The sequence below is a fragment of the Streptomyces sp. NPDC031132 genome (genome assembly GCF_055570595.1).
Genome location: NZ_JBVIGX010000043.1, coordinates 24,177 through 34,494 on the forward strand (window position 1 = coordinate 24,177; position 10,318 = coordinate 34,494).

The 10,318-nt window shown below is 68.6% G+C and carries 11 protein-coding genes and 1 pseudogene; 6 read left to right on the forward strand and 6 right to left on the reverse strand.

The window, feature by feature from the left end; all coding sequences use genetic code 11:
* The first annotated feature begins 23 nt into the window (after positions 1-23).
* Positions 24-251: a hypothetical protein gene (locus tag ACZ49B_RS34945; RefSeq protein ID WP_468314136.1), complete on the forward strand. Its 228-nt coding sequence runs from the start codon at positions 24-26 to the stop codon at positions 249-251.
* Positions 252-664: 413 nt separating this feature from the next.
* Here the strand turns inward: ACZ49B_RS34945 and ACZ49B_RS34950 are convergent, their stop codons facing one another.
* Entirely contained in the window at positions 665-1,114 is a 450-nt protein-coding gene (locus tag ACZ49B_RS34950; protein ID WP_468314174.1) for a lamin tail domain-containing protein, read from the reverse strand.
* A 433-nt stretch (positions 1,115-1,547) separates the two neighbouring features.
* Here ACZ49B_RS34950 and ACZ49B_RS34955 point away from each other — a divergent pair, with 433 nt between their 5' ends.
* Positions 1,548-1,769 carry a helix-turn-helix domain-containing protein gene (locus tag ACZ49B_RS34955; RefSeq protein WP_468314139.1) on the forward strand — a complete coding sequence of 74 codons (222 nt, stop codon included), beginning with the start codon at positions 1,548-1,550 and terminating at the stop codon, positions 1,767-1,769.
* A 196-nt stretch (positions 1,770-1,965) separates the two neighbouring features.
* On the opposite strand, the gene ACZ49B_RS34960 is transcribed toward ACZ49B_RS34955, so the two are convergent.
* The 5 genes from ACZ49B_RS34960 to ACZ49B_RS34980 form a co-directional block, all read right to left on the reverse strand.
* Positions 1,966-2,199 (reverse strand): DUF6207 family protein, encoded by a 234-nt coding sequence (locus tag ACZ49B_RS34960; RefSeq protein WP_468314141.1) that lies wholly within the window; start codon positions 2,197-2,199, stop codon positions 1,966-1,968.
* Between the two features lie 123 nt (positions 2,200-2,322).
* Positions 2,323-3,162, reverse strand: coding sequence for an ETEC_3214 domain-containing protein (locus ACZ49B_RS34965; protein WP_468314144.1), 840 nt, complete (start codon positions 3,160-3,162; stop codon positions 2,323-2,325).
* Between the two features lie 153 nt (positions 3,163-3,315).
* Positions 3,316-3,879 carry an RNA polymerase sigma factor gene (locus tag ACZ49B_RS34970; protein ID WP_468314146.1) on the reverse strand — a complete coding sequence of 188 codons (564 nt, stop codon included), beginning with the start codon at positions 3,877-3,879 and terminating at the stop codon, positions 3,316-3,318.
* An 8-nt stretch (positions 3,880-3,887) separates the two neighbouring features.
* A complete protein-coding gene (locus tag ACZ49B_RS34975; protein ID WP_468314148.1) occupies positions 3,888-4,136 on the reverse strand; it encodes a hypothetical protein in 249 nt (82 codons plus the stop codon).
* Positions 4,137-4,472: 336 nt separating this feature from the next.
* Positions 4,473-4,679, reverse strand: coding sequence for a hypothetical protein (locus ACZ49B_RS34980; RefSeq protein WP_468314150.1), 207 nt, complete (start codon positions 4,677-4,679; stop codon positions 4,473-4,475).
* Between the two features lie 330 nt (positions 4,680-5,009).
* Between ACZ49B_RS34980 and ACZ49B_RS34985 the strand changes: the two genes are divergently transcribed.
* The 4 genes and pseudogenes from ACZ49B_RS34985 (at position 5,010) to ACZ49B_RS35000 (ending at position 9,702) form a co-directional block, all read left to right on the forward strand.
* Complete coding sequence (locus ACZ49B_RS34985) at positions 5,010-5,330, forward strand: hypothetical protein (protein ID WP_468314181.1); 321 nt, start codon at positions 5,010-5,012, stop codon at positions 5,328-5,330.
* Positions 5,255-5,641: pseudogene (locus tag ACZ49B_RS34990) on the forward strand (ATP-binding protein); the annotation flags it as partial. The gene ACZ49B_RS34985 and the pseudogene ACZ49B_RS34990, both read left to right, overlap by 76 nt.
* A gap of 891 nt (positions 5,642-6,532) precedes the next feature.
* On the forward strand, positions 6,533-7,594 hold the full coding sequence (locus ACZ49B_RS34995; RefSeq protein ID WP_468314153.1) for a hypothetical protein: 1,062 nt from the start codon (positions 6,533-6,535) through the stop codon (positions 7,592-7,594).
* Between the two features lie 1,280 nt (positions 7,595-8,874).
* Positions 8,875-9,702, forward strand: a complete 828-nt coding sequence (locus ACZ49B_RS35000; RefSeq protein ID WP_468314155.1) for a glycoside hydrolase domain-containing protein — start codon at positions 8,875-8,877, stop codon at positions 9,700-9,702.
* The last annotated feature ends 616 nt before the right edge of the window (positions 9,703-10,318 follow it).

The window sequence follows — 10,318 nt, forward strand, 5'->3', positions numbered from 1 at the left end:
GGGCATCGGCTGCTCAGCACTCGATGCCCTGCACCACCCCCGCCCTGACCGCCGGCCTCGTCTTCACCGCCACCCACGCACCCACACCGCTGTTCTATGTCTTCGGCGACATGAAGGTCCTGACCCCCCAGATCCACCACTACTCCGCCCGTGCCCAACCGCACCGAAGTGGCGCCTGGATCCTGGTCGCCACCCGCCGCGCGCATCCCTTCGAGTTGGTCTTCGGCAGATCGGCCACGCTGAGTGCGTGACCCTCGAGCCCGTGAGGCGGGGTACCGCTCGCCGGTTCCTCTGCCCATGCTCGCGGCTGCCTACGCCGCGTCCGGTGTCGGCGGGGCCCCGGGAATGGCTCCGGTGCCGCTTAGCTGTCGGGGAGGTCGTTCTATAAGCCCGCGTGGCCCAGCGCTGGCGCGGGCGGGGCTCGGCCCACACCCCATACGCCCTGACCCGCCATCCCCCCGGCCGGTCAGGGCCGCCCCGCCCAGCCATCCCGCCCCGGCTGGGCGGGGCCTTCTCCGCATCAGCCGCTGCCTGTGGTGCCCGGCCGGTACCGAGTGTGGCGCCGAGGGGCGTTTTCGCCAGGGCTATACCAGCTCGTGCCGTCGCCTGCGGTGGCAAGGGTGGCTCGGGGTTGGCGGCCGCCGGTGGGGGCCAGCTTCCGGGTTCAGCAGGTTTTGTAGTCGTAGCGGGTGGAGTTGTAGGCGCAGGTGTGGTGGAGGGTTCCGCCTGCGCGGCGGAGGGTGGCGGTGTCCTTGTCGTTGTTCCAGACGTAGGCGGCGCGCTGCTGGTAGAGCGTGGTGGTGGTGTTGGTGCCGTGTCCGGTTTCGACGGTGACGCTCTTGCCGGGCTTGAGCGTGAAGGTGGGGAAGGTGTAGGCGTGGCGGGAGGCGTCGGTCAGCGTCCAGCCCTTGAGGCTGACGGCGGCCGCGGTGGCGTTGGTGATCTGGACCCACTCGCCGTTGATTGAGGCGTTGGCCCCGGTGTCGCTGCCGGGGGAGTCGTACCAGATCTTCGAGATCCGCAGGGTTCCGGCGGCGTGGGCCTGGCCGGGGAGAAGGAGCACGGTCGCGGCGGTGATGGCGGCGCCGGCGGTGAGGTGGCGGGTGCGGGGCATGAGCACGAGAGGGCACGTCCTGTCTGAAAGGGGCCGCCGTCGGGCCGGCGGGGCAGACCCCGGACGCTAGGGGCCGCGGACTTCCGGCAGGGGCCCCGTAGCTGGCCTGTGGAGGTGTAGCGATGGGCTGGGTCGATGAGAGCGGCCGTCACGAAGGGTCCGTGGTAGCTGTATTGGCGGACGGGAGCGAAGCCCCACCCGTAGTGGCGCTGGGCGGAAGTACGGCCTGGTGGGACAGCGACGGGACGGTGTCCGAACGGGCAGCCGGCGTGAAGGCCGCCTGCGGATGCGGATGGCGGGCGAGCGGTATCCATCCGGTGGTGTGGGGTGAGGTCGAGGCGACCGAGGGGCATGGGGCAAGGACGGGCCCGCCGCGGACTGGGACTACCACGTCACCACGGTCGAGGGCCTTATCCCGCGGGATGTCGAGGGGATGATCGCCGCGCTCCTCGACCGGATCGGCGAATTGGCGCAGACACAGCCGGTAACGGCCTTGCGAGCCGTCGCCCGGGTCCAGGACGCCACCCCGCCCCTCGCGATCGAAACGGTCCGCGCAGCCCGTACCGCGATGGTGTCCTGGGAGACGGTCGGCACCGCCCTGGGCTGCACACGGCAGTCAGCCCATGAACGCTACGCCCGACATGTGAAGGACTGACCACCGCGTTGTCGCCGCCGGTGCCCGGCGTGCTTGCGCAGCCGCGCTACCTGCGGGTGCTCCCGTGGCTCGAGGGCGACGTCTACGGCGCGCTCACGCTCGGTCAGTCAGCACTCCGATGGCCGCGGCTCCGCAGGAGGTGAGTGAGCATCTGGCCGTGGCTACGGACCCTAGTGCAGGCCGTCTCAGGGCCGGTCTACCCAGACTCGAGGTGGCCTGGCTGCTCGGTCCCGGGGCGTAGGACGTCGGCGTACACCCGCGCGCGTACGCCTGGCTCGCCGGGCGCGCGGCGGACGGGCGTGATGCCGGAGGTCGCCCACTGTTTCTCCAGCGCCCGCATCACGGCGAGCACGGTGTCCTCGTCGGCGCCGGTGATGTCCAGGACGGCCAGGCCCGGCTCCGCTACGTGCTGCTTGTCGATGCGTTCCATGCCCGTCCTGACGGCCGTACCGGGGTGATGGTTCGGGGCCGGTCGTCGGCTCCACCCGCACGGGTGGTGGGCCGGGACGGTGTGTGGCAAGTGCGTTGGTCCGCCGCCAGCGCAGGTAAACCGTTACGGCCGGACCGTGATGCGGTCGACGCCGATCTGCAGGGGATACACCTTGCCGATCTCTGTGGAAGGGGAGGTCTCTGCGTATGTGTTGACCTCCGATTGCCCGAGGCGCGCCCGATCTGCGGAACTCAATTCCATCCAGGGCATGTTGGCCTCGCGATTCAGACGGTTCCTGGCATACCACTCTTCCCAAGGGCGCAGCGACGGTTCTTCCTGGTCTTCCCTCCATGCCGAGCAGGTTTCGTTCACGCCCCAGGCGACGGTCCGATAGCTTGTCGGGTTGCCGCCGTAGTAGACGTGGAAGGCGTAACCGGACGTCGTGATCCCGTCAAAAGCCTTGACTGTCGCACGCGCGCTCTGCGGCACGTCTTGCATCTGGGTCGTGTGCAGGGTGACGGGGGTTCGTGTGGGTCCATCCCGGAAGGCGAACGTTGGCCGGAAGCCTGAGTCGCACGAGGTGACGGCGAATGCCAGGCTGACGCCATCGCTGTCTGTCACGACATCGACCCAGTAGTCTGGCCGCGGCGCGAACGTATTGTGCGTGAATTTTTCCCCTTGGGGCGTATAGCGGTACAGAGGTACTCCGAGCGTCGCTCGGAAGTGCTCGAGGGTATGACCTGCGCGTAGCCGCCTCAGCTTCGCGTACTCCGCCGGCCGCCAGTCGGCCCTGGAGTTATTCCATTCGACCACGGACACGACGGCAGTGATAAGTGTGCTGATCGCCGTGACCAGCCCGGCAAGGAAAATCATTACTTTCAGGGTGAGGTTGCGCCCGGTGAGCCGGTCGAATTTTGCAGTGAGTGTACTGTCGCCCGACTCTGATCCTTGGCCCGTCGTCATGTCGGGGAAGATTAGTCCCCGGCGCCGTGAGTCGTGTGAGGCGCGCCTGCCCCTCACCGGTGCGGGGCGCCGCTGCCTCCACAGGTCGCCGGCGCGGTCGGCATGGAGCCGCTACGTGATCGACCGGACCCGATCCTGGTCTTCCTCCACAGGTCAGGCAGAGCAGTGCCCAGCCAGCTTGTGCCGTAGATATGCAACCGCCTTGTTGCGGAGGTTGTGCAGGCGGCGCAGCGGTATGCCGATCTCCGCAGCGATCTCCTCATCACTGAGACCCTGGCTCTGCAGGTCGACGACCCGCCGCCGCTGGCTCTGCGGCATCTCCTCAATCGCCGGCTTCACCAGGTCGTCCAGCGCGGCCCGGTCCGAGGCCGCCAGATCCGGGAAGTCAGCCGCCTCGCTCTGATTCCGGGCATTGCGGCCCATGACCCTGAGGTGCTTGCTCGCCCGCTGCTGCTGACGGCATCTGTCGACCGCGAGGTTGCGGGCCGCAGCCCGCAGATACGCCGGCACGTTCGTATCCGCAGGGAGCACGCCCTCCTGGATCTTCTTGCCAACCCGCTCGCAGACCTCGGCCGCCACGTCCTCGCAGGCAGCAAGCGACAACGCCTGCCCGGTCTTGCGACGCAGCACATGAGGCTCCGTCACCAGGAACCCCGGCACCGCTTCCAAGAACCGCTGCGCAACGTCCTGCCCGAAAGAGAAAGCGTCGCCCGACACGCCTTCGCCTACCACAGGCCCGGCTCCCCAACGGCCGCACGGCCCTCACCCGCGCACGGCACGGCGCCCACGGCCACACGCACCGTGACCGGCCCAACTGCAGCAACCTCCACGAGCACCTGCTGCGCCACCGTGCCGCACAGGCACCGCTCCTCGCGCAGTGTTCCCGCCGCCCGGATCCGCAAGGCCTTCGCCCCGGCAGGGCTGCGCTTCCTCCACCAGCGCGCCAGCGCACGCAGCGCGTGTGCCGCGTGCACGGCGGCCGGGATCTACCCGGTCCACTCCCACGACCGTGTCATGTGCGTGGTTCTCCCATGTTCGTACTGGGACGCAACTGACGTCCTCGCCCCCTGACGAACCCCGGAGCCCACTTCTCCCCCCACCACCCCACCGTTCACCCATGTTGAGTGAACGGATGAACGCTGGGTCGGTGAGCGGGCGTTCGACTCCGGACCCACGTCACCGAACTCGCCTGACGCCGACGACCGGCCGGAGCCGACCGACCGCAACCGCAAGCCTCCCAGCAGTTAGGGCAAGGCGGACATGACGCCCGGGTGGGGTGTCGCAGGTGCGTCGGCTGACGTTGGACGTCTCTAGCGTGTGGTGCTGACCAGGATCGCGATGATGACGCAGCAAAGGGTGAGGGTTCCCCCGAACGCGACGCCGCCACGGGTGAGCGCGGCGGGGAGGGTTCCGCCGTCCCATCGGACGAGGGCGATGGCGAGCCCACTAACGATCATGGAGAGCAGGATCGAGACGGCGAGAGCGGCCACGAGCATGAGAGTGGGGCTGAGGACCATGGATAGACCACCTGACTTCTTCGGACGGGACGGTTGTCGTGGGGTTTTGTCGAGGATCTACCTGCGACGGAGGAGTCCGAAGCGGTTGGATGTTGTACGCCGCACAACACGGGGTTGTCCGGCGTACAACACGGAGGGGGCCGCCGGTGGGGGCAAAGCGTCCGGGACGCCCGTGGGCACCAGCGCGGGGTGAGTGTCAGGAGATCAACAGCCTCGTGGACATGGTCCGGGGGTGGCTGGACGGCGCTTCCGTCTCCGTACCGCAGCTTCATCAGAGGCTGACTCCCGAGCACTTCGTCGATGGGCGGGTACCGCTCCTGCGACAGCTGCGTGATCAGCTGGGACCTCGTCGAGGCGGTTTCTGATCTCTGCTTTCCTCATGAGGACCGTGACGCCGCTGCAGTGCAGCTTGACCAGGCGCGCGAACTGTGGAACCGCGCCAAGGACACTCCGACACCCGTAGGCGGCCTTCCGGCAGAGACGGTTTCCGCCTCGGTGCTGCTCGACGCGCAGGACCGCACCATCCGGGCCTACGAGGAGATGGAACGCGCGCGGCGGGCCTACATGATCAGCGTGACGTGGCGTACTGGTTCCTGGACCCGGAGAAGACCGCTCCGGGCCGGGCCCGCCGGTACGCCCGCCGCGCGCTGACCCGGTGGGGCCTGGAAGAGCTCCAGGACTCCCTCGAGCTGCTGGTCAGCGAGGTGGTCACCAACGCCGTCCGGTACGCGGAGCGGCCCGTGACGTTGCGCCTGCTGCGCACGGACGTACTGCGCTGCGAGGTCGGCGACGACTCCCCGCAGCTGCCGCGCCAGCGCCGGGCGCGGGACACCGACGAGGGCGGCCGCGGCTTGCTCGTGGTGAGTCAAATAGCCCGCCGCTGGGGTGCGACCCGACTGAGCAGCGGAAAGTTGGTCTGGTTCGAAATCTCGCTCCCAGCCGGGGTATCAGCACTCAAGTAGCCACGTTGACCGTATGCCTCAGTGACAGTGCCGAGGGGACAGCTGGACCAGGTTCGGCCGCACTGCCACGTACGCCCGCATTTCCCCTTGACCTGCTTCGCGACGGGCGACCGTTAGACGGCGGTCAAGGGGTACCCCTGCACGCTCTCCCTCCAAGGTCCCGGTGTGGGGCGGTGAATGACGAGAAGGAGACACGACGATGGCGACGATCCACTGCCACCTGGCAGACGGCACGCGGCCGCTGGCCCCGCCGGGCGCCGAGCTGGACGCGGGCAAGCCCCGCACTGGTTGGGCAAGCCGAAGTGGGCTCCTTGAGAGGGCACTTCAGTCCCTCCTTCGGTACCCACTTGGGGGGCCGACACCGGTGAGGGTCGAAAACATGCAGGTCAGCCCGCGAATCAGCGTGAAAGACCCGTCGTCACACCCCTCTTCTCCCCTCTTGTTGTCCGTATGGGAGGAGATCATCGGGTTCCAGGGGGGCCCGGCGCCCTCCCCGACCAGGCAGGTCCGGCTTGCGGCCGACCGGTGCAGCTGGTCGCGAGCGGCGAAGGGGTGGAGCTGATGGCAGGCAAGCGGCTGACGAATCCGGCGGGATCCTCGAACGACCTGCGGGGCGACGTGTTGCGCGCTCGGGGTGCTGAAGGTGGCCACGGCCGACCAGATCCAGCGCATCGCCTCACCGCACCTGACCTACCGGCACACCACGAAGGCGACCGCCTCTGAGCGGAAGACTGCCCGTACCGCCTCGCACGCGGGTGCGCTCTCCGATCTGCGCAAGCACGGTCTCGCCGAGAACTGCGGCACCACCCGGGCGGGGGAGTCGCTGCGCAACCTGACCACCAAGGGCCTGGAGGCCGCCTCCTACGAGCTCGGGCGCCCCCCCCGTCGGAGATGGGCTCGACTGCGCGCGGCGCGGGCTCCAGCTGGGCCAGCCACCCCATGGCCGTCAACGAGACCGTCATCGCGATGCTCCGGCCCAAGCCCGACCTGCGGCTGCTCACCGAGGAGCCGGCCGAAGCCAAGGCGGCCGCGCAGGCCGCTGTCGACGCCCCGGCCGGTGTCGGCACGATCGCCTCGTACGCGACCGAGGTCCCGCTCCCGGCGACCGGGACGTGGGGTGCGCCGGGCAAGGGCGGCGCCCAGGCCGACATCGTGCTCACCGCCCCGCAGGACCAGATCCCGCTGTTGTTCATCGAGGTCGACAACTGCCACGAGACCGCCGAGGAGATCGCGGCAAAGCTGTTGAAGTACTCCAGGTTCTTCAAGCGGCAGATCAAGGACACCGACGGCAAGGACAAGCCGATGCGGCGCACCCGCTGGATGGCCCGCGTCACGGAGCGCGGGGAGGCCCCGCACCCGCCCGTGCTGATCGTCTTCAACCACATCGGCGCCCGCGACCCCAACCGCACCGTCCCCAGGCTGCAGGAGCTGACCCGGCCGCTGTGGGCGGGCGAACCGGCCGACGGGTTCAGCAGCTACGACCGCAAGATCCCGATCATCGCGACCGGCCTGCGCAACCTGCGCGAGCACGGCCCGGGCGGCCCGGTCTTCCTCCGCTTCGGCCGTACCGACATGCAGCCGCTGCGCGAGGCGATCGGCAACCCCCGCCGGGACGCCGTCCTCGCCCGCCGGGCAGAGCAGATGAAGGCGCAACAGGCGGAGTACCAGGAGCAGCTGCGCCGCGCGGCCGAGCAGAAGAGGGCCGAGCGCGAGGCCGCCCGCCCTGCCTGCGCCGGCTGCGGGACGAAGTTCGACAACGACCGGTGGGAGAACACCCAGCTGTCCCCGGATCCGGGCCACCGGTGGCACCCGACGCTGTGCGATCCGTGCGGGGACAAGACGGTCGCGGCCGCGGACCAGGCCGAGCGCGACCGCCTGGAGGCGGAGGCCGCCGCGACCGTCGACAAGGCACGCGGCTGGCGCTCCCGCTTCCGCCCTGGGCAAGCCCTCTGATGGCTGGGAAAGCCTCCCGCCGACAGCGTGGGCAAGCCGAAGGTGACCCTGGGCAAGCCTGTCTCGGCAGTGCTGACTTCCCAAGCAGGGTTCGCCTCATCGAGTGAGCCGCCATACTGCTACCTGACGCGGTCAGGCGGCGTCCGAGGACGATGAGTTCATGGGTCCGATCTGCTGGCTGGCCACGCGGACCAACTCCTACTGTTCTGGAGTAAGAACGGTGGTCTGACGGCCTGACAAGACTCTTCGTCCGTAAGTGGCTCGATGCCAACGAGCACGTGCAAGAGCAGTTCGCACATAGGGTGGCGGAAACCGACTGGCGCACGGGGGCCGTGCTGGCCTCGGGTTGCGACGACTGCGAGGGCTGCTCGGCCTCCGTGGCGAAGGCTGATCCGGACGACTGCTGGATCTTGGTGGACAACCTCTCAGAGCAGACGGTGCTCCCCGAAGCCGATCCGATCCCTGGACTGCCTGACTCCCTGGCCGAGGCGCTTCAGGAGTGGATTGAACCGAAGGCTGTACCAGCGGAGGTCGCAGCCTGGATTGACGAGCGGTTGGAAGATGACGAGCCCCGTATGAAGAACGAGGTTGATGCCTTCGTGACCACCTGGCCCCTGGGCCGCAGGGGTCCGGCCGCCTCAGTACTGGTGGTCCCTTGCGGCGCCGGAGATCACTCCTGTTGTCGAGCTCAAGCCGACGGAGGCTGCGGGCTCTCCTCCGCAAGGTGACTGAGGAGCGGGCCCGGGCCAGCTGCCCGGCGCCCGGGACAGCGGGGGACAGGTAGCCGCCGAATTTCTGCGGCGGCTGCAGACCGAACTCGATGAGACTGCCACCCTTACTATGGCCGAAGCCCGCTTGGCCGAGCTCGCCGCCACATAGAACGTCATCAGCAGCCTCACCCCCGCGGAGGCCGCCACCGCCCCGTCCACCAGCTCATGTGACCGTGTTCAACGGCACCCCGGGGAGGTGCTCCGCGTCCGCGATCTGCATGAGTATCTCGGCTTGCCAACCGAGAGGCTTCAACCAACGTCAGGCGCTCCCGCCTAGGGCGCATCGGCCGCAAGGAACTCCTCAGGCGCTACCAGGAGCGGACTGAAACCGCCTGAGAGCCGTCCACTACAGTGCGGTCTGCTCCGCATGTGTGGAGCGTGGCAACACTGCATCTCTCCATGTGGCGACGCTCACGGCGTCAACGGCTCAGTTTTTCCGTTTCGTAAACCCGTTTCCCTTGGTCGGTGCACTGACTGCGGCAGATTGCCGCTTCGTGAAATGGGTGGGGTATGGCCAGACATCGGCTGTCGAAGAAGCGTCTGTACATCGCCGCGGCGACCGGAGGTGCCGTCGCTGTTGCGGGCTCCATGGTCGCGGCGCAGACCACGATGGCAGCCACGGTGTGGCCTGCACAGCAGACGTTCACCGGTCGGGCCTTCGACACGTGCGCGGCCCCTTCTCTGGCAGCGATGAAAGCATGGAACACCGGCTTCTACGGCGGTGCCGCGGTATACATCGGGGGCCAGAACCGCGGCTGCTCCCAGCCCAACCTCACCGCGTCCTGGGTGAAGTCGGTCAAAGCGGTGGGCTGGAAACTCATCCCCCTCTACGTCGGCGCCCAGCCGTCGTGCCAGACCAGCGCCAACCCCGAGAAGCTCACTGCCTCGACCGCGGCGTCCCTCGGCGTCACGGACGCCAACGACGCGGTGGCCAAGGCTGCGGCGCTCGGTATGAAGCCGGGCAGCCCGATCTTCCTGGACATGGAGCCGTACGACATCACCAACAAGGCCTGCAATGACGCCGTGCTGACGTACGTGAGGTCCTTCACCAAAACGCTGCGCGCAAAGACGTACCGCGCTGGCTTCTACGGCTTCACCAGCTCCAGCGCCAAGGCGATCGCCACGGCGACCGACCGCACCGACCTGCCGGGCAACCTCTGGTACGCGCTGTGGGACAACCAGAACACCACCACTGCCGACTGGCCGTGGAACCCCACTCAGTACACCGACCACAGCCGCGGCCACCAGTACCTGGTCAACAGCAAGGAAAGCCGCGGTGGCTACACCATCACCGTCGATCAGGACGCCTGGGACGGACCTGTCGCCATCATCGGCTGAATCTCATCACGGCCCGGCCGCGTCGCGAATCCTCGGGTGTGCCGGGTCACCGGTGCTCGCTATGCGGGTCTGCCGTCCTTGCGCGAGCTGCCGCCAGCGGAAACGTGGGGGATCCCGGCCCATGCCAACTGGTCCGCACGTACCGACGCGGTCGGAAGGACCCTCGTGCTGTCACTCGGTCCTCTATCCCTCCCCAGCGCGGCCGCCGACCTGGACCCGGTCAGGTCGGCGGCCCCGCCGGGCATGGTGTGCACCCGTGAGACGGCGGCGGCTGGCTACCACGGTGTACTCGAAGCCCACCAGCATGTCCACACACAGCGCCAGGGTAGACCCGGCATCGCGGCCGCGGTCGAGCGGCAGAGCCGAGTCCGTCGTGAGGCGAGCCGTCGCGCGTTCTCCGAGCCGGAAGCGGTTCGCGACGACCAACCTGCGCCGATCGACGCCGCCCGTGCGAGCGGCGCCGTGATGCTGAAGCTGTCCCTCTGCGGGCGCTGACCGGGCTCGATCCGAGCGGGCAGGACTGGCGTCGGGGGCGCCTGCTCAGCAACTTGCTCGACGAAAGGTGCGCCGTGGGCACGATTGGGCCGACCAGTTGAACCGGCGAAGCCGAAGTTTG